At 52.6% G+C, this 25,400-nt stretch carries 29 protein-coding genes and 1 tRNA gene; 12 read left to right on the plus strand and 18 right to left on the minus strand.

The genetic code is table 11. The annotated features are described in order from the left end of the window. Nucleotides 1-42: 42 nt before the first annotated feature. Nucleotides 43-744: a pirin family protein gene (locus L855_RS18960; RefSeq protein ID WP_159790517.1), complete on the plus strand. Its 702-nt coding sequence runs from the start codon at nt 43-45 to the stop codon at nt 742-744. 63 nt (nt 745-807) lie between these two features. Beyond that, nucleotides 808-1,572, plus strand: a complete 765-nt coding sequence (fabG, locus tag L855_RS18965; protein WP_159790518.1) for a 3-oxoacyl-[acyl-carrier-protein] reductase — start codon at nt 808-810, stop codon at nt 1,570-1,572. A 16-nt stretch (nt 1,573-1,588) separates the two neighbouring features. On the opposite strand, the gene L855_RS18970 is transcribed toward fabG, so the two are convergent. Continuing rightward, the gene (locus tag L855_RS18970) at nt 1,589-2,173 is read right to left on the minus strand and encodes a cysteine dioxygenase family protein (protein ID WP_159790519.1); all 585 of its coding nucleotides are present in this window, start codon (nt 2,171-2,173) and stop codon (nt 1,589-1,591) included. Nucleotides 2,174-2,487: 314 nt separating this feature from the next. Here L855_RS18970 and L855_RS18975 point away from each other — a divergent pair, with 314 nt between their 5' ends. Beyond that, on the plus strand, nt 2,488-2,961 hold the full coding sequence (locus L855_RS18975) for an Hsp20/alpha crystallin family protein (protein ID WP_159790520.1): 474 nt from the start codon (nt 2,488-2,490) through the stop codon (nt 2,959-2,961). A 140-nt stretch (nt 2,962-3,101) separates the two neighbouring features. On the opposite strand, the gene uppS is transcribed toward L855_RS18975, so the two are convergent. From uppS to lysA, 3 genes are all read right to left on the minus strand, one after another. Beyond that, nucleotides 3,102-3,866 (minus strand): undecaprenyl pyrophosphate synthase, encoded by a 765-nt coding sequence (gene uppS, locus L855_RS18980; RefSeq protein ID WP_159790521.1) that lies wholly within the window; start codon nt 3,864-3,866, stop codon nt 3,102-3,104. Between the two features lie 112 nt (nt 3,867-3,978). Continuing rightward, the gene (cdaA, locus tag L855_RS18985) at nt 3,979-4,923 is read right to left on the minus strand and encodes a diadenylate cyclase CdaA (protein WP_159790522.1); all 945 of its coding nucleotides are present in this window, start codon (nt 4,921-4,923) and stop codon (nt 3,979-3,981) included. Nucleotides 4,924-5,044: 121 nt separating this feature from the next. Beyond that, nucleotides 5,045-6,448: a diaminopimelate decarboxylase gene (lysA, locus tag L855_RS18990; protein ID WP_159790523.1), complete on the minus strand. Its 1,404-nt coding sequence runs from the start codon at nt 6,446-6,448 to the stop codon at nt 5,045-5,047. A 151-nt stretch (nt 6,449-6,599) separates the two neighbouring features. Between lysA and L855_RS18995 the strand changes: the two genes are divergently transcribed. The 3 genes from L855_RS18995 to L855_RS19005 all read left to right on the plus strand — a co-directional run bounded on the left by L855_RS18995 (nt 6,600) and on the right by L855_RS19005 (nt 10,628). Then, on the plus strand, nt 6,600-7,145 hold the full coding sequence (locus tag L855_RS18995; protein WP_159790524.1) for a GNAT family N-acetyltransferase: 546 nt from the start codon (nt 6,600-6,602) through the stop codon (nt 7,143-7,145). A 159-nt stretch (nt 7,146-7,304) separates the two neighbouring features. Continuing rightward, complete coding sequence (locus tag L855_RS19000) at nt 7,305-9,785, plus strand: ATP-dependent Clp protease ATP-binding subunit (RefSeq protein WP_159790525.1); 2,481 nt, start codon at nt 7,305-7,307, stop codon at nt 9,783-9,785. Between the two features lie 297 nt (nt 9,786-10,082). Further along, nucleotides 10,083-10,628, plus strand: a complete 546-nt coding sequence (locus tag L855_RS19005; protein WP_159790526.1) for a rhodanese-like domain-containing protein — start codon at nt 10,083-10,085, stop codon at nt 10,626-10,628. Here the strand turns inward: L855_RS19005 and L855_RS19010 are convergent. The 9 genes from L855_RS19010 to L855_RS19050 all read right to left on the minus strand — a co-directional run bounded on the left by L855_RS19010 (nt 10,616) and on the right by L855_RS19050 (nt 17,123). Continuing rightward, nucleotides 10,616-11,770, minus strand: a complete 1,155-nt coding sequence (locus tag L855_RS19010; RefSeq protein WP_219729954.1) for a hypothetical protein — start codon at nt 11,768-11,770, stop codon at nt 10,616-10,618. The two genes, L855_RS19005 and L855_RS19010, sit on opposite strands and share 13 nt — an antisense overlap. After that, complete coding sequence (locus tag L855_RS19015) at nt 11,770-12,999, minus strand: site-2 protease family protein (RefSeq protein WP_159790528.1); 1,230 nt, start codon at nt 12,997-12,999, stop codon at nt 11,770-11,772. The genes L855_RS19010 and L855_RS19015 overlap by 1 nt, the downstream gene beginning before the upstream one ends. Nucleotides 13,000-13,189: 190 nt before the next feature. Continuing rightward, nucleotides 13,190-13,852: a Na(+)/H(+) antiporter subunit B gene (locus L855_RS19020; protein WP_159790529.1), complete on the minus strand. Its 663-nt coding sequence runs from the start codon at nt 13,850-13,852 to the stop codon at nt 13,190-13,192. Further along, the gene (locus tag L855_RS19025; protein ID WP_159790530.1) at nt 13,849-14,439 is read right to left on the minus strand and encodes a DUF4040 domain-containing protein; all 591 of its coding nucleotides are present in this window, start codon (nt 14,437-14,439) and stop codon (nt 13,849-13,851) included. Before L855_RS19025 ends, L855_RS19020 begins: the two co-directional genes overlap by 4 nt. Then, nucleotides 14,432-14,710 carry a monovalent cation/H(+) antiporter subunit G gene (locus tag L855_RS19030; protein ID WP_159790531.1) on the minus strand — a complete coding sequence of 93 codons (279 nt, stop codon included), beginning with the start codon at nt 14,708-14,710 and terminating at the stop codon, nt 14,432-14,434. The genes L855_RS19025 and L855_RS19030 overlap by 8 nt, the downstream gene beginning before the upstream one ends. Beyond that, a complete protein-coding gene (locus L855_RS19035; RefSeq protein WP_159790532.1) occupies nt 14,703-14,975 on the minus strand; it encodes a hypothetical protein in 273 nt (90 codons plus the stop codon). The genes L855_RS19030 and L855_RS19035 overlap by 8 nt, the downstream gene beginning before the upstream one ends. A 5-nt stretch (nt 14,976-14,980) precedes the next feature. Next, on the minus strand, nt 14,981-15,361 hold the full coding sequence (locus tag L855_RS19040) for a Na+/H+ antiporter subunit E (RefSeq protein ID WP_159790533.1): 381 nt from the start codon (nt 15,359-15,361) through the stop codon (nt 14,981-14,983). After that, nucleotides 15,358-16,791: a cation:proton antiporter gene (locus L855_RS19045; protein ID WP_159790534.1), complete on the minus strand. Its 1,434-nt coding sequence runs from the start codon at nt 16,789-16,791 to the stop codon at nt 15,358-15,360. The genes L855_RS19040 and L855_RS19045 overlap by 4 nt, the downstream gene beginning before the upstream one ends. Further along, nucleotides 16,788-17,123: a cation:proton antiporter subunit C gene (locus L855_RS19050; protein WP_159790535.1), complete on the minus strand. Its 336-nt coding sequence runs from the start codon at nt 17,121-17,123 to the stop codon at nt 16,788-16,790. The genes L855_RS19045 and L855_RS19050 overlap by 4 nt, the downstream gene beginning before the upstream one ends. Nucleotides 17,124-17,298: 175 nt before the next feature. Between L855_RS19050 and L855_RS19055 the strand changes: the two genes are divergently transcribed. Next, a complete protein-coding gene (locus L855_RS19055; RefSeq protein WP_246199142.1) occupies nt 17,299-18,438 on the plus strand; it encodes an ATP-binding protein in 1,140 nt (379 codons plus the stop codon). Between the two features lie 75 nt (nt 18,439-18,513). Here L855_RS19055 and psaK read toward each other — a convergent pair whose 3' ends face one another. Further along, complete coding sequence (gene psaK / locus L855_RS19060; protein ID WP_159790536.1) at nt 18,514-18,789, minus strand: photosystem I reaction center subunit PsaK; 276 nt, start codon at nt 18,787-18,789, stop codon at nt 18,514-18,516. Nucleotides 18,790-19,010: 221 nt separating this feature from the next. Here psaK and L855_RS19065 point away from each other — a divergent pair, with 221 nt between their 5' ends. Further along, nucleotides 19,011-19,640, plus strand: a complete 630-nt coding sequence (locus L855_RS19065) for a phosphoribosylanthranilate isomerase (RefSeq protein WP_159790537.1) — start codon at nt 19,011-19,013, stop codon at nt 19,638-19,640. A gap of 218 nt (nt 19,641-19,858) precedes the next feature. After that, entirely contained in the window at nt 19,859-20,545 is a 687-nt protein-coding gene (locus L855_RS19070; protein ID WP_425500584.1) for a sugar transferase, read from the plus strand. A 171-nt stretch (nt 20,546-20,716) separates the two neighbouring features. Here L855_RS19070 and L855_RS21235 read toward each other — a convergent pair whose 3' ends face one another. The 3 genes from L855_RS21235 to purN form a co-directional block, all read right to left on the minus strand. Next, nucleotides 20,717-20,878, minus strand: a complete 162-nt coding sequence (locus tag L855_RS21235) for a hypothetical protein (RefSeq protein ID WP_192925047.1) — start codon at nt 20,876-20,878, stop codon at nt 20,717-20,719. Nucleotides 20,879-20,960: 82 nt separating this feature from the next. Beyond that, complete coding sequence (gene pyrE / locus L855_RS19075) at nt 20,961-21,563, minus strand: orotate phosphoribosyltransferase (protein WP_159790539.1); 603 nt, start codon at nt 21,561-21,563, stop codon at nt 20,961-20,963. Nucleotides 21,564-21,599: 36 nt separating this feature from the next. Beyond that, the gene (gene purN / locus L855_RS19080; protein ID WP_159790540.1) at nt 21,600-22,280 is read right to left on the minus strand and encodes a phosphoribosylglycinamide formyltransferase; all 681 of its coding nucleotides are present in this window, start codon (nt 22,278-22,280) and stop codon (nt 21,600-21,602) included. Nucleotides 22,281-22,352: 72 nt separating this feature from the next. On the opposite strand from purN, the gene L855_RS19085 reads away from it, so the two are divergent. Further along, on the plus strand, nt 22,353-23,186 hold the full coding sequence (locus L855_RS19085; RefSeq protein ID WP_159790541.1) for a PHP domain-containing protein: 834 nt from the start codon (nt 22,353-22,355) through the stop codon (nt 23,184-23,186). A 56-nt stretch (nt 23,187-23,242) separates the two neighbouring features. Here L855_RS19085 and L855_RS19090 read toward each other — a convergent pair. Further along, a tRNA-Arg gene (locus L855_RS19090) sits at nt 23,243-23,316 on the minus strand. 342 nt (nt 23,317-23,658) lie between these two features. On the opposite strand from L855_RS19090, the gene L855_RS19095 reads away from it, so the two are divergent. Together L855_RS19095 and L855_RS19100 are read left to right on the plus strand one after the other, a co-directional pair. After that, nucleotides 23,659-24,336, plus strand: coding sequence for an Npun_F0813 family protein (locus L855_RS19095; RefSeq protein ID WP_159790542.1), 678 nt, complete (start codon nt 23,659-23,661; stop codon nt 24,334-24,336). 83 nt (nt 24,337-24,419) lie between these two features. Beyond that, nucleotides 24,420-25,367 carry a hypothetical protein gene (locus L855_RS19100; protein WP_159790543.1) on the plus strand — a complete coding sequence of 316 codons (948 nt, stop codon included), beginning with the start codon at nt 24,420-24,422 and terminating at the stop codon, nt 25,365-25,367. Nucleotides 25,368-25,400: the final 33 nt, after the last annotated feature.

Below are 25,400 nucleotides of genomic sequence, written 5' to 3' on the forward strand. Positions count from 1 at the left end.
GCTGGGGAGTGTCAATGTTTCGTTAATCTCCAGGAGTCATTCATGTTCAGCTTACGTGCCGCCGACGATCGCGGGAAAGTGAATTTGGGCTGGCTAAACAGTCGTCATAGTTTCTCCTTTGGTCATTACTACGACCGCAATCACATGGGCTTCCGCAGTCTGCGAGTGATTAACGAAGATCTCGTGGAACCGGGACAGGGCTTTTCCACCCACGGCCATCGGGACATGGAGATCATCACCTACGTCCTCGACGGGGCCCTAGCGCATAAAGACAGTCTCGGCAATGGTTCTACCATCCGCCCAGGAGACGTGCAACGGATGTCAGCGGGAACTGGGATTCTCCATAGTGAATTTAATCCCTCCGATCGCGATCGCGTCCATCTGTTGCAAATTTGGATTCTGCCCAACCAGGAGGGCGTAGAACCCAGCTATGAGCAGCGTTATGTCTCCCCCGAGGAAAAACAGGGACAACTGCACTGTATTGCCTCTCCTAGCGGTGAACTAGGGTCGGTCAAGCTCCATCAAGATGCCTATATCTATGCCACGATCCTCGAACCGGGAGAATCTGTGAAGCATTGTCTCGCCGGCGATCGCGGAGTCTGGATTCAAGTGGCCCGAGGCAGCGTACAAGTCCAAGAGCATACCTTACAAGCCGGAGACGCGATCGCCCTCTGGGAAACCCCAGACCTACAACTGACAGGTTGCCACGAGACAGCCGAAGTCCTACTCTTCGACCTAGCCTGATGTATCAAAAGACCGTCAGACCTTAAAATAAGGACTCTTGACGCGAAGAAGGACATCTCAACTATGGATGCGTTACCCGCAAACTTACAACACCTGACCGACAAAGTAGCGATCGTCACTGGAGGGTCCCGAGGCATTGGTCGAGCCACCGCCTTGGCATTAGCCAGCGAAGGCGCTAACCTGGTGGTTAACTATGCCAATTCCAGTGCCGCCGCCGAGGAGGTGGTCGCTGAGATTAAGACCATGGGGAGTCAGGCCATTGCCGTCAAAGCCGATGTCTCCCAAGAAGACGACGCTAATGCCCTGATTAAAGCCGCCACCGACACCTGGGGACGAGTCGATATCCTCGTCAACAACGCCGGAATCACCCGCGATACCCTATTAATGCGGATGAAGCCCGCCGATTGGCAAGCGGTGATTGATCTCAACCTCACCGGGGTTTTTCTCTGCACCCGTGCCGTCACTAAACTGATGCTGAAACAAAAATCGGGGCGAATTATCAACATTGCCTCCGTTGCCGGACAAATGGGAAATCCCGGACAAGCCAACTATAGTGCCGCCAAAGCGGGAGTGATTGGCTTTAGCAAAACCGTTGCCAAAGAACTGGCAACCCGAGGCATTACCGTCAACGCCGTTGCACCGGGGTTCATCGCCACCGATATGACCGATGATCTCAAATCCGATGAGATTCTCAAGTTTATTCCCCTAGGACGCTTTGGAGAAGCCAGCGAAGTGGCCGGCTTGATTCGCTTCCTCGCCGCTGATCCCGCCGCCGCCTATATCACCGGACAAACCTTTAATGTCGATGGTGGCATGGTTATGGCTTAGAGTGGCTTAGGCTCAGTTAGAAGTTTTCTGCCGTTTGGGCGATCGCATCAAACTTAAAGCGTTGAGGAAAGTCCGTTTCCCCATAGAGATTAAAGGAAATGGTCGGTTCATCCCCGAACACTTCAATCTGATGAATGGCACCGGGGCTAAAGGTGATGAGTTCTCCCTCGCAGACGATGCGATCGCCCACTTCCTCAATCTGATTCCCCGTCGTTCGCCGCCAAAAACGATTCCGTTCACAGCCACTGAGCATGGCAACTAATCCCCAGGTGGCGTGGTTATGAATTGTGGACTTCGCCCCCGGCTTCCAGGACACCAGTTGCACCGTCAGCGGGTAGTCTTGTTCAGTATAGAGTTTGGACACAGACCAACCCCGTTTCGGATCTGGGGGAACATAGGCCGTATCCAGCCAAGTTGCCGTTTCCAGGAATTCACACACCCGAGGGGCGATCGCTTCTAGGCGTTGGCGATCGCCCTCAATCTCCTTAAGGATATCCTCAAGTTCCGTCAGGAATCGATACAGCCGATAGGGTTGAGTGGGTTCCCAGGATTGGAATTCCAGAGACTGACAGTCTCCTGTGTCGGTGATAAACCAGTTCATGAGCCTTGCACCTCTCGTTTGACATCTGCCTTCACCACAGTACGGGCGATCGCCCATTTTGGATGTGCCCAACAAAACCAATCTCTTCATCGCCATGTCCGCTGACCCTTGCGCGGAACCTCCCCCTCATAACCCTCAGTTCGGTTTACCCGAAACTCATTAGAACTAACCGAATTTCGGGAAGTAGCATCTTTTCAGTACGGTTGTCTCCCTTTCGATTTTCTAATACAAACGCCACAATAAAAACAACAGCGAAGGGAGAACGAACTTCTCCCCCAGGCAGTTAGAAAACGCAAATTGGGAGGATATCCATTATGCAACTCTACACCCTTAATCCCTTCAACGAACTCGAACGCCTCGAACGCCAAATCAACCGAGCCTTTAACGAAATTGCCGGCGAAGATAACTCTCGCAACTGGTCAATTCCCATACAACTCGAAGAACAAGCAGAAGCCTTCATCTTACGGGCCTTACTCCCCGCCATCAACCGCGAAGACCTAGATATTGAAGTCACCCGTGAAAGCGTGGCGATCGCCGGTGAATATCACAAACCCCAACCCGGTGACAATAACAAACGCTTCTACAGCGAGTTCCCCGTGGGCAAATTCCGCCGTACCCTCAGCCTACCCCTTCCTGTCATGAACAGTGACGCCCAAGCCGAGTATCAAGACGGCGTTCTCACCCTCACCCTGCCCAAAGCACCAGAAGCTGTCCATCGCGTCGTAAAACTTAACGTTTTCGGCGACAGTGAACCGCAACAAATCGAACCGGAAAACAGCCAAAGCTAAGCGAAGAGAACAACAGGTTCCTCTAATTTGACATCCCAGCCCGCCCCGAGCGGGCTTTTTCTTATCCCCCTATTGCCTATTGCCTGAAGAGGGCAGCCACAAGGGCGTGCCCCTACGTCTCTTCTATTGCCTTCTTCCCCTTAAATCGACGGAGTTTTCACCTTGCCAAAACGGCGATCGCGCCGTTGATACGCCAGCAACGCCTCCCGAAACGCATGACGATCAAACTCGGGCCAAAGGGTATCCGTCACATATAACTCCGCATAAGCAATCTGCCAGAGAAGGAAATTACTAATCCGCATCTCGCCACTGGTACGGATGAGCAAATCTGGATCACCCACCCCAGCCGTATACAGATGCCGTTCAAACAGACTGGTATCAATCTCCTCCGGCTGAAGTTCTCCCCGTTGCACCTGCCGGGCAATCTCCTGACACGCCGCCACAATTTCCTGTCGCCCGCCATAGTTGGTAGCCACCGTAAACTGAATCCCAGAATTGTTCTCCGTCTGGCCCATGGCTGACTCGATCTCACGTTGGAGAGACGCCGGGAGAGTACTGAGATTGCCCACAAAGCGAATCCGGACATTCTTCTCCATCATCTCCTTCAACTGCTGACGTAGAACCCGCTCAAACAGCATCATCAGGAAATCCACTTCCTCTAGAGGTCGTCCCCAATTTTCCGTCGAAAACGCATAGGCCGTTAACGCTTCAATGCCCCAATCATCGCAACAGCGAACTAACGCCTTCAACGCATCAACCCCTCGTTGATGGCCCACCAAACGGGGAAGTCCTCGGCGCTGCGCCCAGCGTCCATTGCCATCCATAATCGCAGCAACATGTCTCGGCAATCGAGCCGGATCGAGGTCAGTGGGTAACGGTCCTAAGAGCGTTGGCTTCGCACTCATGTTTTTTTCCTCAATCACCACCGCAAACCTAAGTTCATCAGCCGTGAACCAGATTGCCTTCCGGACGTTAACCCCTGCATTGTATATGCTCGCTTACTCGTTAAAACTGCCGTTATTGTTTATCCTTGGGAGTCGAGGGGGTCACCCGGAAAAATCGGGAAATCGCCGATCCCCCCTTATGACTCAGTTGACGGGTTAAATTGCGCCAATTGGGGGCCACCACTTCCCCGTCGCCTTTGGTCGAAAAGTAAGCCTCTAGGAGTTCTTTGAGCTTACTACTCGTCAGTGGACGATTGAGGGTTCCCCGCTCCGCCAGGGAAATAGACCCAGTTTCCTCCGATACCACCACACAGACACAATTTTTCACCCGTTCCGTAATCCCCATGGCGGCCCGATGTCGGGTTCCCAATTGCCGAGACGCTTTACGTTCTGACAAGGGCAAGATGGCACCAGCCGAGATAATTCGTGATGCCCGAATCAACACCGCACCATCATGGAGGAGGGTACTCGTTTGAAAAATCGTTTGTAGGAGTTCCTTGGAGACCTCGGCATTCAGTTTAACACCTGGGACTGAAAAATCTCGCTCATCAATCGGTTGCCGGGTTTCCATAACAATAATTGCCCCCGTGCGGTTTTGGGACAGTTCTTTGACCGCATCAACCACCTCATCCACAATACTGTCAGATTTGGGCAAACTGTCGCGGGAGGACTGGAATAATCCCGATAAGTCCCCCCGCCCAAGTTGTTCGAGCAGTTGCCGGAACTCCGACTGTAGAGTGACGGCCATTGCCACTGCCGAGATAATCGCGATTTTATCCAGGACAAAATGCAGCAACGTCAGATTTAAAGCATTGCCGATCGCAGCGGCAACAATCAAGAACACTAACCCCTGTACCATCCAGAGGGTGCGCCGCTCACTGACAACCACCAAAATCGTATAGGTCAATAGGAAAACTAACCCGACGTCAAGGATGACCCAGGATTGTTGAACCAAGCGCCATAGCACGGGCTGAGTGCCGCTTGAATTTGCTAACCATTGCTGCCACAGAGATTCCATTGAACTCTGGATATTCCTCGTACTGCTCGCTACCCAAGTCCATCGCCAACCCGTTCCTGAGTGGGCGACTCAGGGACGGGATAACGGAGTGACGGCCCGTTACCAACCGCAAGACTCTGTCCTAGGAGCCTTGTTTGGGGGCTAAGCGTTCCGGTAAGCGATCTTGACGCAGCAGATCCTCGTAAGTTTCTCGCTGTAAAATCAGGTTCGCTTCTCCCTCACACACTAAGACCGCAGCGGGGCGGGGAAGCCGGTTATAGTTAGACGACATACTGTAATTGTATGCCCCGGTTCCCATGACGACGAGCGTATCGCCAGCTTCGGTTTTTGGCAGTTTGGCATCGGCAATGACCACATCTCCAGATTCACAATGCTTCCCAGCAATGGTAACGGTTTCCGTTGCGGGGGCGTTCATGCGGTTAGCAATCACAGCACGATAGAGGGATTGATAGGTAATCGGCCGGGGATTGTCGGACATTCCACCGTCGACGGTGATATACTCGCGCAATCCGGGAACTGTTTTACGAGAGCCGATGCTGTAGGCGGTCACACAAGCGGTGCCAATGAGCGATCGCCCCGGTTCACAGAGGAGACGCGGTAAGGGTAGATTCGCTTCCGCACAGGCGCGGCTGAGGCGATCGCAGATGGTTTTCACCCAAGCCTCAATACTCGGGGGATCGTCCGCCTCGGTATAGCGAATCCCCAAACCCCCACCGACATTTAACTCGGTCACTGGTAGATTATACGCGTGGGCCCGTTGCAGCCAAGATACCATGACCTCGGGTAAATCATGGTGAGGTTGTAACTCAAAAATTTGCGAGCCGATATGGGCATGGAGGCCAATGCAATTGAGACTCGGCTGCTCAGCAACGAATTGCAATACCTCATCGAGAGAGTCTGGGTCAAAGCCAAATTTACTGTCAATATGACCCGTTTGAATATACTCATGGGTATGGCATTCAATGCCGGGGGTGAAGCGCAACATCACACGCACCGGATTGGGGCGATCGCCCATTAACTCCACCAACAACCGCAAATCCTGCCAGTTATCAGCCACCACCGTAATTCCTGACTCAATCGCATAGTTGAGTTCTTGGGCCGATTTGTTATTGCCATGGAGATAGATGCGATCGGGGGCAACTCCCGCTCTCAGGGCAGTATACAACTCACCACCGCTGACTACATCCGTTCCTAAGCCTTCACTAGCGACGAGGGCGCACACCGCCAAACAACTCCAGGCTTTGGAGGCAAACAGCACCAGGCTGTCCCCCTCATAATAGCGAGCAAAGGCATCGCGATACTGACGACAGGCGCTGCGCAGGGTGCTTTCATCGAGGATATAGAGGGGGGACCCAAAGCGACGCACCAAGGTCGGCACATCACAGCCCCCAATTTCCAAGGCATCGTTATCCCCCAGACGAGTGGTTAGGGGCACTAAACTTTGATTAGGAGAGGTTGAGGCGATCGCCGTTTCTAGGAAGGTACGACCAGATAGAGGTGTTTCAAGAGAAGGAGTCGAGACCATAGATAATGAAAGAGGGACGAATAATACGGTAACCCAGGCCAAGCCGTTGGGCGATAATCGAGTCAAGCTTGCCCTCTCGATACGGGCAGCGACTCGACCTATCCCTTCTTAGTGTACGATGAAGGGCTACCAATCCTGAATCCTTTGTGGCGTGACTTCTCTGGTGCTACACCCCCTCACCTCCCATCAGTTAGAGCCAATTCTCCAGCTCGATCAGCTCTGTTTTGGCGGATTATGGACCCAGGAGGGCTATCAGCGAGAACTCGATAGCCCCAATAGTATTCTCCTCGGAATCCAGGATCAGGATCTCCCAGAGCCTCTATTGGCCTTAGGCTGTCTTTGGGCCATCCTCGATGAAGCCCATCTCACTATTCTGGCCGTTCATCCTGACTATCGCCGTCGGGGACTCGGACAATTGATGCTCTGGGGCTTGCTCCATGCCGCTCGTCAGCGTCAACTCAGCCGCGCCACCCTCGAAGTGAATGCCAACAACCTGGCCGCGCGATCGCTCTATGAGCAATTTGGCTTTCGAGAAGCGGGCCGGCGACGAAGGTACTACGGCAATGGGGATGATGCGTTAATTTTGTGGTTAAGTGGGCTACAAAATGGCAATTTCTTACAGAAATTAGAGGAGTGGGATCAGCAAATTCAACATCGGATCGCAACCTGGGGCGGAAAAATCCTAAAACGTTGTTAAATCGCCTCAAAATCACCCAGGAAAGCATCTCACTACAATTGCAAGAGCAAGTCTATAGCAAGACTTGAGTCAGGTTTGCTATGCTAATTCAAACACGACAACTAGCCTCTGTAGAACGAGTCCCCCGCCTTAACCACTGTTCGGTATCGGAAGTAAGCCATGTTTGAACGATTTACAGAAAAAGCCATTAAAGTCATCATGCTCGCCCAGGAGGAAGCCCGCCGCCTGGGGCACAACTTCGTGGGTACGGAGCAAATCCTCCTCGGATTAATCGGCGAGGGGACCGGCGTGGCCGCCAAGGTCCTCAAGTCGATGGGTGTGAACTTAAAAGACGCTCGCATTGAAGTTGAAAAAATTATTGGTCGTGGCTCCGGCTTCGTGGCCGTGGAGATTCCCTTCACCCCCCGAGCCAAGCGAGTCTTGGAACTGTCCCTAGAAGAAGCCCGCCAACTCGGTCACAATTACATCGGCACAGAACACCTGCTATTGGGTCTCATCCGCGAAGGAGAAGGCGTCGCCGCTCGGGTTCTGGAAAATCTGGGAGTGGATCTCTCGAAGGTTCGCACTCAAGTGATTCGGATGCTCGGAGAAACCGCCGAAGTGGCCGCTGGCTCAAGTGGGGGGCGCACTAAAACCCCAACCCTGGATGAGTTTGGCTCCAATCTCACTCAGCTCGCTGGAGAAGGAAAACTCGATCCCGTCGTGGGCCGTCAGAAGGAAATTGAGCGGGTGATTCAGATTTTGGGTCGCCGCACCAAGAACAACCCCGTGCTGATTGGGGAACCGGGGGTCGGGAAAACGGCGATCGCCGAAGGACTGGCCCAGCGCATCTGCACCAATGATATCCCTGATATCTTGGAAGAAAAGCGCGTCGTCACCCTCGATATCGGCTTACTCGTTGCCGGAACCAAGTACCGGGGTGAGTTTGAGGAACGGCTCAAGAAAATCATGGACGAGATTCGCCAAGCCTCGAACGTGATTCTCGTGATTGACGAGGTTCATACCCTGATTGGAGCCGGGGCCGCTGAAGGGGCCATTGACGCCGCCAACATCCTTAAACCCGCTCTGGCTCGCGGTGAACTGCAATGTATCGGCGCCACGACCCTGGATGAGTATCGCAAGCATATTGAGCGGGATGCTGCCCTCGAACGCCGCTTCCAGCCAGTGATGGTCGGTGAACCGACGGTGGATGAAACCATCGAAATTCTCTACGGCTTGCGGGAACGCTATGAACAGCACCACAAGCTGAAAATTGATGATCTGGCCCTGGAAGCGGCCGCTAAACTCTCTGATCGCTATATCAGCGATCGCTATCTTCCTGACAAAGCCATTGACCTCATCGACGAGGCGGGTTCTCGGGTGCGGTTACTGGAGTCTCAGCTTCCCCCAGCCGCCAAGGAACTCGATAAGGAGTTACGCCGAGTTCTCAAGGAAAAAGACGACGCGGTTCGCTCTCAGGACTTCGATAAAGCCGGTGGCCTGCGCGATCGCGAAATGGAAATCAAGGCCGAAATCAAGGCCATCGCCCAAAGCCGGAAAAACGAAACCGCCAACAGTAACGAGGATTCCCCCACCGTCGGCGAGGAGGACATTGCCCATATCGTCGCCAGTTGGACGGGAGTTCCGGTTAACAAACTCACCGAGTCCGAGTCCGAGAAGCTGCTGCACATGGAAGGAACCCTGCACCAGCGTCTCATCGGTCAAGATGAGGCTGTCCGCGCCGTCTCCCGAGCCATCCGCCGCGCTCGGGTGGGCCTGAAAAATCCCAACCGTCCCATCGCCAGTTTCATCTTCTCGGGACCGACTGGGGTCGGGAAAACCGAGTTAACCAAGGCCCTGGCCTCCTACTTCTTCGGCTCAGAGGAAGCCATGATTCGGCTGGATATGTCCGAATATATGGAACGTCACACGGTCTCGAAACTGATTGGTTCGCCTCCGGGCTATGTGGGCTACAACGAAGGGGGACAACTGACGGAAGCCGTGCGCCGTCGTCCTTACACCGTGATTCTCTTCGATGAGATTGAGAAGGCTCACCCCGATGTCTTCAATATGCTGCTGCAAATCCTCGAAGATGGTCGCCTCACGGACGCGAAAGGCCGCACGGTGGACTTCAAGAACACCTTGATTATCCTGACCTCTAACATTGGCTCGAAAGTAATCGAGAAAGGTGGCGGTAGTCTCGGCTTCGAGTTCGACGACGACAAAACGGAAGCGCAATACAACCGCATCCGCAACCTCGTCAACGAAGAACTCAAGCAATACTTCCGTCCCGAGTTCCTCAACCGTCTCGACGAAATCATCGTCTTCCGTCAACTCACCAAAGAGGAAGTCAAGGAAATTGGCGATATCCTCCTCAAAGAAGTCTTTGCCCGTCTACTTGAACAAGGCATTGATCTTAAGGTGACCGAGAAGTTCAAAGATCGTCTCGTGGAAGAAGGCTACAACCCCAGCTACGGGGCACGTCCCTTACGTCGGGCCATCATGCGTCTCCTCGAAGACAGTCTCGCCGAAGAAATCCTCTCCGGACGGATTCAAGACGGCGACGGTGCTTTAGTGGATGTGGATGATGAGGGTAAGGTGGTCATCAAAAGCCAAGAACCCCAAGAACCCCAAGAAGACCTCTTAGTCTCCGCTGACTAAATAGCATCGGTCTAATACACACTTCCGGTACTTTGTCAACCCCTGGCCGAATTGACCAGGGGTTTTGTCGCAAGGTTTTATCACTATATGATAGGAAAGGTCTAACAGAGACAACCTGGGTTATACTGGGACAGGGCGACCCCAAGGGCAGAGCCTCAGAGAAGGGATTGCCCCTACGTCTTTCCCCTCCTGGGAGGGGCAGGGGTGGGTTATCCCTCTTGCCTACTCTACTGCCTACTGCCTACTGCCTTCTCTCCCCCTGTTCCCTGTTCCCTATTCCCTGTTCCCTTTCAAACCATGACATCCACTCCATCCACCAACCCCACCGATCGCCTCCAGTCCATTGATCCCAGCAGCCTCAAATTGCAGTTGGATGCTGGCGAAATCCTGCTCATTGACGTGCGGGAACCCTCAGAACACGCTGGAGAAAAGATTGCCGGTTCCCAACTGATGCCTCTGTCTCGTTTCAATCCCCAGGACATCCCCAGCGATCGCCCCTTTGTCCTCCATTGTCAAACCGGGACTCGCTCCGCTCAAGCGGCACAAAAACTCTTCGCCGCTGGGGTTGAACAAGTGAGCCACCTTGATGGCGGCTTGAATGCCTGGAAACAAGCGGGCCATCCCACCATCGTCAATAAAAACGCACCCATTAGCATCATGCGCCAGGTGCAAATCGTCGCCGGTTCCCTAATTCTCATTGGAACTCTCTTGGGGGCTTTTGTGACGCCAGAATTCCTATTCTTGAGCGGCTTTGTGGGCGCTGGCTTGCTCTTTGCCGGGATTTCCAACACCTGCATGATGGCCCGCTTACTGGCCAAACTTCCCTATAATCAGCAGTTCTGAGGGCTGCGTTTCTGAGAGTCCGTCTGGGACAGCCAACGGAAGACCCTCATCCCCAGGCGATCGCTAAACCCCACGACAAATGACAGTAGCAAAATTGCTTCATCGGTCATTTGCAGTGGGGTATCTGGCTGTAAGGGGATCAACAGAGACAACAGCACCTGCAAAATAAAATAACTGGCCCCCGCCAAGACAACCCCTTGAATCGGGCGTAATAGCATCCATTGGCTCATCTCCCGTAGACGGCGAAAGGGATGGTAGAGAAAGCGAGTGATAATGGCGCTGAGGCTGCCAAACAAACTCCAGACAAACACCGGCCAAGGAAGACCAATGAGGGGAAGTGTTTGCTCACTCACCCCCTCCACCACAAAGCCATGACCCCAAAAGATCACAAATAAGACCACCAGAGCCACCACTCCCAAACTATAGAGCATCGAGAAGGTGATGACAGCGGCGGGGACTGTGCGATCGCGCCACAGCAGTCGCTCAATCACCCGCTGACGACGTTCAAGATCCAGTAGCCTCCCCAGGAGGGATTGAGCCTCCAGACCCAACAGGTCTAACTCATCCCGATGGAGGCTCGACGGGAGTTGTTCCATGACGTTGACCATCGCCCCTCGTTGCATTTGGGCCTCCTGGCGTAACTGGCGATCGCCCATGTCCTCAATCAAAGACGCGAGTTCCCGGCGATCGCTCAACGCCGGCGGAACCCAATGCCAAAATAGACGTTCTAAACGCTCCCGTTTCAGGGCGATCGCCCTATCTAAGTCCGATGTATCTAAGTCTGGTGTATCTAAGTCCGGTTGCGGTTCCCCCTCAGGAGAGTCAACCTCCTGGCGAGCGAGATTCATTACATCTTCAGCACGAGAGGCCGGCTTGAGCCTCTGAGACATCTTGGGAGGCCGCTTCAGTTTACCCTCCAACAGCCTCGGTTCCCGTAACGCCGCCAGCTCGGCCAAGGCCTCCTCTACCGGACTCAACAACATCGCCTGTTCCTGTAACCGCTGCTTGAGGGAGTCGAGGGGAGATGACCCCTGCGATCGCGACAGCGGCGACTCAGCGGGAGTGGTTGGGCTGCCTTCAACGTCAGGATTCTCCGTTGATTGAGTCTCCCGGAGCTGAGAATCAAGGGAATTAGACATCATTAAGAATCCAGTTGAATCGACTTGGCAATGGCGACGAGGGGAAAACTGGTGGGATAGCGAGCCTCATTTTTAATCCATTCCATTTCCGACGGAGGAATGGTCATGCCTGTTTTTTGGGCGATACTCTGAACAATCCCCACTCGATCCAACACACCCGCCACCGCATTGGCAGGAGTAAGAATGGTTAACTCCCGTCGTTGCGAGTTCTCCAAGAGTAAAATCGCATCCAACACCATCGCCGATTCAGGCAGCGTCACCAGTTCCGCAATGGGATGAGCAATAGTTTCTAAGGCCTGATAATCCCACTGCGATCGCTCAACGGTGCGGATATCTTCAGGACGAATCGCCCCCCGATAGCGGCCCTGAGAGGCGGCAAAATAGGGGTGATGCTGAGAATGACCCTCATAAACCTCCGAGAGGAGATAGCGATCGGCAAACTCACGAATCGTCATCTGACCATCCACCACCCGGAACTGTCGCGTCATAGCCTCCGTAACTGGGGTGTTGAGTAAGAGTTCTTGCAAGGTGGTCACCCGGCCGTAGGTGTTGGCGTTTTGCAGAATAAACCAACCAATTAGAGCCATCCAGAAGCCTCCGGTAAATCCCGGAACCAGCAGGGCCACAAATAGACCAAAGGCGATCGCCCCGGTTCCCAGGAAGACCCCAGATTTGGCGGCCCAACGGACAGCTTTGAAGCGATCGCCCGTGGCTTTCCAAATCGCCGCTTTCAGCACCTGTCCCCCATCAAGAGGTAACCCAGGAATCAGATTAAACAGACATAAGACTAAATTAATACTGGCTAAATTCCCCAGTAACACCCCCGCTGGGGTTGGAGACTCCGGTAATACCGCAACCAAGAGCGACAGCAGCACAAACAGGGCAAAACTGACCGCCGGCCCGGCGATCGCCACCTGAAAGGCTTGTCCTGGAGTTTTCGACTCCCGGTCAATGGCGGCCACCCCACCAAAGAGGAACAGGGTAATGGAGTTGACCTTAATTCCCTGGGTTTGGGCCGTCAGACTATGGCCAAGTTCATGGAGAATCACCGAAACAAACAGCAGGACCGAACTCACAAACCCCGCCACGAAGGGAATCGCCCCGCCCCAATTATACGCATCCTGCCAAGCTACGCCCTTCGCGAAGGTAAACAGGGCCAAAATCACAAACCAAGATGAATGGATATATAGGGGAATCCCAAATAACGACCCGATTCGCGCACCTGATTGCATGGCACTATCCTTTTAACCTGTTAGAGACGGTGTTGGCGGGTGAGGGAGTTGGCAGCGCCTCGGGCACGTCACTCCTCCCGTTCCACACTTCCATTGTAGCGGTTGCTTCCCGCCAACTCACGGGCTTGGGAGCCGTTTCGGGATGAAGATGGCCCGTTTCTCAGAGGGACACTCGCGAACGAGAGACCCCCTAGAATAAGCCTCGATAGCGAATAAACAGTAAAATGGCGGCCCAAGAGCCTAACGCCACCTTAAAGGCCACCAAGATATTCATTAGGGGAATCATTCCACCACTGAGAATCCCACCGAACTCCCCCTGGGGTAAGGAAAATCCGAGTAAGGTTAACGCAGCCAGGACAATAAACAGTAATACCGAGAGTTTTTCTGCTAGGGCCGCTCGCCAGCGTTGATAAATCTCCTCCATCCATTCAGAGTTAGAGGTAATCGCTACCAGACCGATGGCCGTTCCCCCAGCCACTCCTGCGGCAAAGCCTCCGCCGGGACTGAGATGGCCGCGAATCGCTAACTCGATACTGACCAGGGCCGAGATGAGGGCCCCCAGTCGGGCCAGGATAATCGAGGGGCGATCGCTAAACTGAAACACCTGACTCAGAGGTTTCTCGTTGGCTAAGAGAAATTTGCAGCCCATAATGGAGATGGTAAACACCACCACCTCAAAAATGGTGTCATACAGACGATTCCTGAAGATAATTCCCGTTACGGCGTTGGGAACCCCACTATCATTGACAATTACATCAATAATCGAGGGTTCGGGCCATTCGGGGGCTGGGTTCGGGAAGAGGAGAAATTTGAGGAATATGGCCACCACGGCCGCTAAGTAAAGCCACTTCATCGGGATGACCCTCCATAGGTGACGGGTTCTGAAGTCATTGAGATCTCGGGAGTCGCGGTGAACAACTGATTATCCGTTAGGGTCAGATCCGTTTCCATCAATTCATAGATGCGTTGGATGCGGGTGGTCATGATAAACGGTTTGTTCGCTTCATTGGCTTGATTGACCGTTTGGGCGATCGCATGAACCTCTTCATTCGCCAGGGACTGATGCAGGGCCTTGGGGTCGTCGTAGGTGACTAACTCCAGCCGCAGATGATAGCGATCGAGCAGAGGACGTAACTCTTGCCAGAGTTGACCCCAGCGGCGATCGCAGGTTGATCCCTGAAACTCCGAGGCTTGAACTCCCAACCGCAACACCAGAGACGATCGCACGGCCACGGCGTAGAGGGTAATGGCCAACATCGTCCCCACCAACGCTTCCGTCAGAGCCACATCCGCTGCCCCCAAGACCGAATACACTAAGGCTGCGATCGCCCCCATAATTCCCCGAATCACGAGGGCATGATAGGGGTTTTGCGATCGCACCAACATCAGGGCCGTTAACGGTAACAAGACCACAATCCAATCAATATAAATATCACTCATGATCCAGACGATTTTGAGAACAATAGGCCAGAACATAGCCCAAAATCGTATTCCAAATGGCTAACGACAGCAGGGCTAACAGCAACAGCGGCCATTCATTGGGAATCTTTAATAACAAACCGAGCAAAATACTCATAGACCCTAAGGTGTCAGACACCGAGAGACCATGAAGCTTAAACAAAACGGATCGGTTCCCTAGTAAGGGAAAGGTTCCCCAAAACCAAAGTACCAGACCAAATCCCATAAAAAAAAGACTTAGATTTTCAACCATAAAACCCCCGATTTGAGACATCATTGAGTCGTTTAATGACATTGGCCAACAGCATCAAGGCGGCATTGCCCACGCTGAGGATAATCACCCCAACCAAGCCAATCATCCAGTCATCCCGCAGCACCGCCACCACCAAAATAATCATCGAGGTTTTGGTTTCAATGCTAGCAAAGGCAAGGATTTTTTGCCAAACATTGTCATCCTGCCAGGCTTCATAGATCGGAAGCAACAAACAGACTAACATACCAATTAAAATTCCCGACATTTCTTTTACCTCCGATTGATTCGATGCACTTCATACCAGCCCTCTTCGTGGTACTTGACAACCACTGTTTTGGGAGTAAACGTAATCAAGAAGATATCCAAAAAAATCAAACCCGGAGTTCGTTGAGGTTTCACTCGTTCGAGAGTAATCTCTTCTTGATCATGGGGAGAGAGCATGATTTGAATTGCCTCCCAGTAGGCTTGAGGAATGGCGACGACAATTTCCCAAAAGACTCGCACCCAATCTTGTAAGCGACTGGGGGTTTTGTGAAGACCTGGAAGTAAAAAGGCGATGGCGATGCCGAGAATAATATTCAATAAACTGAAATCTGCCGTCAGCAAAAACCATATAACCAGCCGCAAACTCAGGTTGAGGTAGCCAATCATAGTAATACTCCCCAAAATAGAACAATTAAGACTAGAGTCATCACTCCCAGGAGATTGTCAAGGGTTTCTCCGACTCGGGGAATCTGCCACTGCATCTTGCGGAAAAAGACCCAGTGGACTCCCCAGCCAACCACAATAATGGCGATCGCTTTGAGGAGATTAAAGGCACTGTAGGCCGGCAAATATAAGATATTCGCCACCAGAAGCCCAAAAATTAACAAACCGATGACTAGCAGTAGATTCCCAGATAAGGGGGGTGCGGATTGGCGCTGATGAGGTAAAAACACAAACCTGGCGTACAGGACTGCGGTGCCAATTGCCGCGACAGTCATTAGTAGATTGGGGACCAAGGATAACTGATCTAGGGTCAACTTTTTAGAACCGAAGCCCACCCATAAGGGGCAGCCAGAAATGGAGAGGGAGCCAATCAATAGGGGAATCCATAAGAGACTGGCGATGGGTTTTTGCTGGAGTTCATTTAAATCACGACTGGGTAAGGCTCCCACCACAAAAAAGAGCAAGGATTTGACTAATCCATGAGCCAAAGCATAAATGCCCCCCACCGCTGGGGCCACCATGATCCAGCCTAACTGAGAAATGGTTGAGAAGGCTAAGACTCGTTTAGTGTCTCGCTCAAAGAGTCCATAGGACACGCCAAAAAATGCCGTTGCAATGCCAAAAACTTGTACGAGGGGTTGAATTTCTTCTAGCAGTAAGGCGCAACGAATTAAGGGAAATACACCCGCTTTTTCCACAATTCCCGACAGCAGAACAGAGACGGAGGTGTCGGATTCCGCATTCGTTAGGGGCGACCATAAGCCCGAGACAAAGATACCTCCTTTGCTTAAAAGTCCTAGTACAATCAGGGCGATCGCCTCGGGAGGAGAGTTCATTAAGCCCTCAAAGTGAAAGGAGTGATTAGATTGATAGACTAAAATCGCCCCCACCAAATAAAATAACATCGCCGTATTGCTAATAAATAGATAGCGTAAGCCAATCCAAATCAGACGGTCGGTGAGGGGATAGGCAATTAGCAAGAATACGGTAATGCTAATCACCTCTAGGTTCACGTAAAGACTAATAAAATCTGCCGAGATAAATACTGCATTTAAGCTTCCCTGCAAAATAGTGACTTGGGTATAAAAAAATGGAGATTTCTGCTGCTGCCAACTGTAAATTAGGACCGATAAGGTCACCAATGCATTGGTAAGGATGAAGTAGCCACTCAGGGAATCGATTTGTAAGCTAATTCCAAAGTTATCTAAAAGCTGAAGGTTTTCAACCTCCGGGTTGCGAAGAATCTGCACCCCATAGCCGAGGGAAATCACCGTTACCCCCAGGGCTAGATAACGAGCCAAGGGGGGCAGAAGGTAGATGGTTAAGCCAATCAGTAAGGGTAAGGTAATCCCGGCAATGGTTAAAGCGGTCATGGTGTGTTGTTGCCTTCAATGTTGTGGCTTTCTAAGGTTGGGTTGTTGTGGGCCAGTTTCATGGCACCAACAAGCATCAGGGCCTGGATGGAAAAGCCAATAACGATGGCGGTTAGGATGACGGCTTGAGGAACGGGATCCGCATAGATGAGGTCTTCCTCGGGTCGTTGGATGGGGGTCGCCAACCCTTTACGGGCCGCAATCAGAACGTAGTAGGAGATGACCCCGGTACCCATGACGTCCATGGAGATGATCTTCATCAAGAGGTTCTCTTTGAAGATCATGCCGATGAATCCTAGGAGGATGGTGGCGAGGAGGCTGGCTTCTAACACAGATGCTGCAAGTCGTGAATGGTTGACAGATGATTTAGAGTGTTATCATTAAACTAGCACGATTTTTTAGTGTTGTCACGACCAGGCACTATATTTTTTTGTTGTGTTAGGGTCAAATATCACTTATAGTGCGAGACTATCCATGTCATGTTGATGTAGTAGCCAGAACTCAACGATGCTAGGACCCACCCCCCCTGAGATGGCACTGAGGAGCACTCCAGCCAAGGAGTCAGTGCTAGAACTATTCGGACGACAGGCACAATTTCAAGAGATTACTCAGACGTTAGCCAAGGGCAAGGATTTGTTGATTGCTGGGGTTCCTGGGAGTGGTCGACGGACGTTGGTACGCAGGGCGGCTCTGGAGGTGGGGGCGAAGGTGATCGAGGTCGATTGTATTCGGGCCACCGATGGACGGCGATTTGTGCAACTCCTTTGTGAGGGGATTTCCCAGGGAGTGCAAAGCCAGGAGGCCATCGCCTTCTTGGAGGATTGGGCGGGCCGCGAGGGACGAGCTTGGTTTGAGTTTAACGAGATATCGGCACGCAAACTCTCTCTACACCGAGATCCGGCCCTGACTCAAGAGCATCTTTGGCAAGCCTATCAGCAGTTACTGCAATTCCCGCAACAGTTGGCCATCGCCATGGAACGACAGGTGATTCTCATTTTTTATGGGTTTCCCCATATTCGAGCTTGGGATCGTACTGCTCAATGGGAAACCTCTTTACAGGAGGCGATCGCCCGCCATACGACGGCCAACTATGTTCTAGTGACCACCCTGGCCGAAAGCCGCAATCTTCATGAGGAGCCGACTGGCTTAACCACCGTCTGTTTAACGCCCTTGGCCGATGATGTGGTGGCGGCTTGGGCCCAGTTGGTCTTACATCAGGTGGGGTTGAGTTTCGATCCGCGATCGTCGGCGTTAGAGTTGTTTCTCAATGCGGTTCAGGGTCATATCGGCGATGCGTCGATGTTAGTGCGTCGGTTACGTCAACGACGTTGGCATCAGGGCCGCTTGAATGAGGCGGCGATTCAAGACACCCTAGAAGACCTCTTAGCGGATTTGAGTAATATTTTTGAATCTATTTTAGTGCTGTTACCGGCGTCTCAACTGCAACTGTTAGAATCCCTGGCGTTAGACCCGACGGATAAACCCCAAAGCCGCGATTATATTCAAAAGCATCATTTATCCCGGGGCGGCTCGTTACAGGGGGCAATCGCCGGCTTACAACATAAGGGCCTCATCTATGGCCCGGATCTCGGCTATCGTCTGGCGTTACCCTTATTTGCTCTGTGGATTCGCCAACGTCTAGGTTAAGCCTCCCCTGGTCACCGTGGCGAGCTGCTTGCTAGTCGGGGCGTAACCGAGCTACGCCCCCCTGACTCTCCTCCCTTAGAACGCTCCAGCTGAACTCAGCCCGAGAATCATGCCAGCTCCGAGGATGTGGCCGAAGCTGGCGGTGGCGAGGAGTTCTGACCAACCAAAGCCTTCAAATAAGCCGGGGACGGAGATGGGTAACGCTGGACCGACACCCCGTTTTTGAATGGCATAGCGACCAATGGCGATCGCAAATAGATTACAGAAGACCATAATAATGCCCACCTGCAATGACCAGGGCGAGGTGAGTCCTGAGGCCGCTAGGGTTAAGGCGCTGTTGGTAAAGATCATTGTTGTAAATTAAAGATAAGTTAACGGTGCATGATGGGGCCAGATTATAGGCACAAATGCCTGGGGATGTTGCTAAACGTTGAAATTTTTAACAAATTTGCTTTCATGACCTCAATTTCAGAGACGTTTTGTTGACAGAAATACCAGAATATGGTAAAGGTCTTTAGGATGCGATCGCCGAATCCAAGCGCTTGATTTAAATCCTTGGGGGACCGGGAAAGATGCGAATTAAAATTTGTGGCATTACCCAAGCCTCACAGGGACGGGCCATTGTCCAAGCCGGAGCGACGGCCTTGGGCTTTATTTGTGTGCAAGCCTCCCCTCGATATATCACCCCTGCTGCGATCGCCGAACTTTGTCTGAGTTTGCCCAAGTGCGATCGCATTGGAGTGGTAGCCAACGCCTCCCTAGACGAGATTGTTGAGTTAGTCAGCCAGGCGCCCCTGACAGGGATTCAACTCCACGGCAACGAATCCCCCGAGTTTTGTGAGGCCTTGCGTCGGAGGCTCACAGAACAGGAACTGATTAAAGCCTTACGCATCCGCCAAACCTCAGACTTAAACCAGGGCGATCGCTATAACTCCGTAGTGGATAGCCTCTTATTAGATGCCTACCATCCCCAACAACTTGGCGGAACTGGCCAAACCCTCGATTGGCAAGCCCTGCAATCCTTTGAGCCCCCCATCCCTTGGTTTTTAGCCGGGGGACTGACCCCAAATAACATCACCCAGGCCCTGACCCAGTTGCATCCTCAGGGAATTGACCTCTCCAGCGGCGTCGAGCGATCTCCTGGGGATAAAGATTTAGACAAAGTTAACGCCTTATTTCAGCATCTAGCCCGGTTAACCTGACCCGCTCTCAGTTTACCGAGCCTTTTAGTGATCTATATCACTCCGAACAGCCCTTAAATTTCCTCATTTTAGGGCGTTTCCTCATCAGAACTTTAAAAAAGTCGCCTCAATGATGAAGATTAAGCAAACTTGAAGGGGAACATCTACCCAGACTCTCTCAGTCTGACTATATTGGGAACATAAGGGCTGACCTGTTAACGTAACGAAGAGTGCCAACCGTGACTACGACACTGACTTCGCAATTTGCTGCCTTCAATCCGTATCAAACTGATACCGCAGCAGTATATTCCGAACCGATCCATGCCTCGGCCAGTAGCCGAGCCAAACGCTTCATTGATATCCTCGGCGCGATCGTCGGATTAGGTATCACTGCCATGATCGCCATTCCTGTAGCCATCGCCGGCTGCATCTCCGACCCGGGTGGCATCTTTTATAGCCAAATCCGTTGTGGGTATAAAGGTAAACCCTTTCGGATTTGGAAATTTCGCTCCATGGTCCGAGATGCTGACCAGAAAAAACACTTAGTTCAAAATCAAGCTAGCGGCTTCATTTTCAAGAACGAAAATGACCCCCGAATTACCCGAATGGGTCGTTTCCTCCGTCGCACCAGTCTCGATGAGCTGCCTCAGTTCTGGAACGTTCTTAAAGGTGACATGAGCTTGGTGGGAACCCGTCCCCCCACTCCGGACGAAGTAGCTCGCTATAACCCCCACCACTGGCGCCGTCTCGATGTTAAACCCGGATTGACGGGAGAATGGCAAGTCAACGGACGCTCAACGGTGAAAAACTTTGAAGACATCGTTGATATGGATCTTCAGTACCAGAATAAATGGTCTGTGACCTATGACCTACAACTGATCCTCAAAACGATTCTAGTGGTTCTCAAGGGCAGTGGCGCGTGTTAAGGTTGACCAACATATAATGATTGATGGTGCACTATCTAAATAATCAGGGGTTTACAAATCTGTTAAACCCCTTCACAGCAAAACCTGCCTCCAAGCAGGTTTTTGTGATTAATCGCCATCGCCCCATCATTACCCCAGGGTTAAGGGGAGCGTCGGATTGAGCCGTTGGGACTACTGAAAGAAAAACCCAGCCAGAAAGACCGGCAACACTAACAGAGCCGCTACGATCGCAAATAAGGTCACCGGGTCCACATCAACCACCGTCACCTTAGGTTCAGAGGCCGCCGATGAGTCGCGGGGGGTGCGATCGCCATTGGGAGGGGAATCAGTCATGGTAAACATCCTCAGTTGAGGGTCATCTCCAGCCTAACTCACCCACGGAGCCAATGGCGAATCCCAACTCCTCTCAGACCGATCAGTCTGAGGTGTGCTGAGCGATCGCCTGAATATCGGGGATCGTAAATAAGGTATCAAACGCCAGACCCCGCTCCTGATAGAACTGGCCTCCCCCCTGTTGGCGGTCCACCAACGACACCACCCGCTCGACGGTATAGCCAGCATTCCGTAAGCGAGTCACCGCCTTCATGGCCGATTGTCCCGTAGTCACTACATCTTCTAAAACCACCACCTTCGCGCCTTTCTCTAGGCTCGGTCCTTCAATATAGGCTCGGGTTCCATGGCCCTTGGCCTCCTTCCGCACAATCAGCCCTGGTAGTGGCCGTTGCTCATAGGCCGAGACCACCGTCACCGCCGCAACGATAGGATCTGCCCCTAGAGTTAGGCCCGCCACCGCCGCCGTGTCCTCCGGGAGGCGCGATCGCATCAAACGACCCACACATAGGGCCCCTTCCGGGTCGAGGGTGACTAATTTACCGTTGATATAGTAAGAACTGCGTTGGCCCGAAGACAGAACGAAGTCCCCTTCCCGATAGGCCAAGCGAGCTAGAAGGGTTAAGAGATGCTGTTGCACCGTGGCAAGATCACAGCTTGCCAGCATAGTCGTTACAGAAGAGGTCATAGTGGCGAATCGTCAGGAAACGGGGTGTAAATCAAATTAGGAACGGGGGAAGTTGCTCGGACTCTGGCCGGCCTGTCGCAACGCGGCCAATTCAATGGCCCGGGGCAGAATCTCATGTTCTTGCACCTGAATCCGTTGGTGCAAGGTCTCCGGGGTATCATCCGGCAAGATAGGAACCGCGGCTTGGATGAGAATCGGCCCACTATCGACCTTTAGGCGAACGATATGAACCGTACAGCCCGTAATTTTCACCCCAGCTTCCAAGGCCTGTTCAATGGCATGTAAGCCCGGGAAACTGGGCAACAGACTCGGGTGGATATTGAGCATCTGATCGCCAAAGTGGTCAATCAAAACCTGGGTCACACGACGCATCCAGCCCGCCATAATCACCCATTCCACCCCCGATTGGCGTAGGGTTTGGGCGATATCAAAGTCAAAGGCTTCCCGACTGTGATAGTTGCGGTGATTGAGTAAGACCGCCGGAATTCCCCAACGCTGAGCGCGGGCAGCCACCGCCGCTCCGGGATTATTGTAAATCAGCACGGGAATTTCAGCCCGAAGCTTGCCATCGGCGATCGCCTGAACTAAGGCCTCAAAGTTGGTGCCACTCCCGGAGGCGAGAACCCCTAACTTCAAAGGCTGAGACCGTCGATCCGCCTCCGCAGGACGGTCGGGAGAAATAATAAACGGAGCGGATGGTTGCGAGGACTGTTGCACGTCTGAATCGAGCTACCCTAGAGAAACAACAACGGACATTTGGCGTTGCCCCTACGTCATGCTGGAACTACCATGCTGGAACTACATTGTCACAGTCAGTATTCTGACGGAACCCTGACCCCAACGCAACTGGTTGAGAGAGCCGTAGCAGTTGGGGTCAAGGCCCTAGCCCTGACAGACCACGATACGATGTCAGGGTGTCAGGAGGCGGCTGAGGCAGCCCAAGCCTATGGTCTGACTCTAATTCCTGGGGTTGAGTTGAGTACGGTACATGGGGGACGCTCCCTGCATCTTCTCGGTTTTTATCCCGACGGCGATCGCCTAAAAGGCCCCCTACAAACTCGCCTGGAGGGACGCAAGCAACGAGCGGAGGCGATGATGCAGCGATTGCAGCAGTTGGGGTATCCCATTGAACTTCCGGAGTTTCCCCCAGGGGTGGCCCCGAGTCGTCCCCATTTGGCCCGGGCCCTGTTAGCGGCCGGCCATGTTCAGTCTTGGGAGGAAGCCTTTGATCGCTTTCTGGGAGAGGGCCGTCCCGCCTATATCAACTATGCTCAATTTACTGCCGAGGAAGGGATTACCCTGCTACGGGCCTGTGGTGCGGTTCCCGTCTGGGCCCATCCCTATCTCTTTGCGGGGGGGTCGGTGGATGAGGTACTGCCCGAACTTTTGGACATGGGGTTGATGGGACTGGAGGTCTATCATCCCTATCATCGGCGATCGCAACGAGAGCATCTACAACAGCTTAGCCAGATGCATCAGTTAATCGTCACCGGTGGAACCGACTATCATGGGCCCGCCCTGGGACGCACCGCCAAAGAGTTAAATAGTTTTGCCCTGCCCTTAAGCCTCCTGGAGCCACTTCAGCGGGCAGCCGAGCAGCTTCACTCGCCCCTGTTACGCTAAACTCGCTGGGGGAGGGCCGCAGCGGCCGGACCTGGGGCAGACCAATCTGGAGTGAACGGGTGCGGTAGGACTCGAACCTACGACTCGCTGCTTAGAAGGCAGCTACTCTATCCACCTGAGTTACGCACCCAGTTTTGGGGGACTTCAAACCTTGGTCAGTCTATCCTCCCAGCCTATCACACCCAACTGAAGATCGAAAAGTGTGACGCCGCAAAAACAGGGAACCCTGGCATTGGCTTAGGTTGAACGCGGATTACAGGGTACACTAAAATCTAAACCATCCGACAGTAGTTGAGATAGAGTTGAAGTCAAACGGCAGCTTGGATGTCCCTACAATTTGCGTGGGGACATTAGATCTGTTCACTAAGACCATCGTTGATATGATGGTTTGCTGTGTCGCGACTCTGACGACACCCCACCTGTCGTGTCCCACACCATCCATCGACCCCGATCGGAGTCAATTGGCAGTGTCATGTTTATTTTAAAAAGGCAGGATGTTGAAATTACCAGTGTCCAGCACCCTAAATCCGGTCAATCCGTTCCGGTTCTGAAATATCAAGGGCAAACCTTCCGCTTGATTAGTGTCTTCAACGCCAACCAAGCCGAAGAAGCGCGCTCGTTTTGGCGGGATTTAACCGATAATCGCGGCAAAGCCTGTGTTCTCCTCGAAGAACCCGATCGCTATAGTGTTTGGGGAAAAGTTCGTTTAGAACAAATCAGTGGGGATTCAGGCGGGGACGAGGTGTCTGTTGCGGCATCGACAGCATTCACCCAAGCCTCGTTGCTGCTTCTGCAAGCCGTCTACTTCGATGTCGAAGATCTCCTAGGGACTCGGCAGGCCAGCGCCTTCGAGAAAGAAATTTCCAAAGTCTTCCAACAATGGAATTTCCCACAGGCGATCGCCCCCAACGAAGTAGAGGACCTCTTGCAGCAAGATCCCTTGGAGGGGGGTAAAGTTCCCCCTTGGCAGGAACATCACCTGAATACCCTACTTCAAGAACTGTATCGTATCGGGAAAGACTATTTCGGCAATTCTAACTTTGCCGGACGTGCCGTCGATTCCCTCGAAGATCTGCCCGATGGCGATCGCACTCAGTTTATTAATTGGATGAACCAGTCTCCCCTCGGAAAACTCTGGACCACAGCCTGAAGCCTCAGTGATACCGTGGTCAGGCGGCTTGAGTCCTTCCGTCCGAGATCACGGCCAGTACGCTATTAGCCTCTGAATGTTTTATGAGTAGCACCTCTGACAAAACCAATAAGGATGGGTTGACATCTTGGTTCTCAACCCCCAACTTAGTTTTACTCTCCGTGATGTGGGGTGTCTTAGCCCTGCTATTTTTCTTGCTGTTCAGTGTCACGATTCCCGGTGAGGGCCGCCCCTTTTGGTATGGAGTCGGCACGTTATTATCGGAACAGGTAGCGTTTGCCTTTGCCGGAGGCCTGTGTTTACGCAATGGCCTCAGTAGCAAAATTGCCAGTGGCCGTAATGTCTGGCTGGGTCTAGGCTTCGGTATGATTTCCTTCTTTATCGGCAATTTCTTTTTTAGCTGGTGGGAACTCTACTGGGAACTTGACCCCGCTGTGTCCCCGGGGGATTTGTTCTATGTGGCGAGCTATTTGTGTTTGACCGTTGGCATGATTTTGGCGGTGCGATCGCGTCGGCTCAATTTGGAGTTGTGGCAATGGGGGGTCATTCTGGCGATCGCAGCGGCTGGGATTGCCTTTGCGGCCTGGGTCTCGTATCCCTTTGAGTTTACCCTCGATACCAATAATGTTATGGCTGACGGCGCTGTGGCGATTGAAACAGCCCGCCCTGCCCCGGATTGGGTGATTACCCTAGAACGACAACTTGATCCCTTCGGTCCCCCTCTGAACCTGCTTTATGTCGTGCTTGATGTGCTGCTATTGATTATTGCCGCAGTCTTGTTACTGGCATTTTGGGGAGGACGCTTTTCTCAATCTTGGCGCATGATTGCAGCGGCGGCATTCTCTCAATATATTGCCGATATGTGGTTTAAGTACGCCGATAAAAACATCCCCAATTATGAAAGTGGCGATTTACTAGAGGTGTTTTTTACCTTCACCGGGGTATTTTTTGCCATTGGTGCCTTGCTTGAATATGATGTCTCAACCCGAACGGTCTCCCGCAGTCGCCGTCGTCGAGGGTCGTCATCCTGATCCAATCCCCCCCCTTCAACCCGTTTTTCAAGT

The organism is Sodalinema gerasimenkoae IPPAS B-353 (assembly GCF_009846485.1).
GTDB classification, from domain to species: Bacteria; Cyanobacteriota; Cyanobacteriia; order Cyanobacteriales; family Geitlerinemataceae; genus Sodalinema; species Sodalinema gerasimenkoae.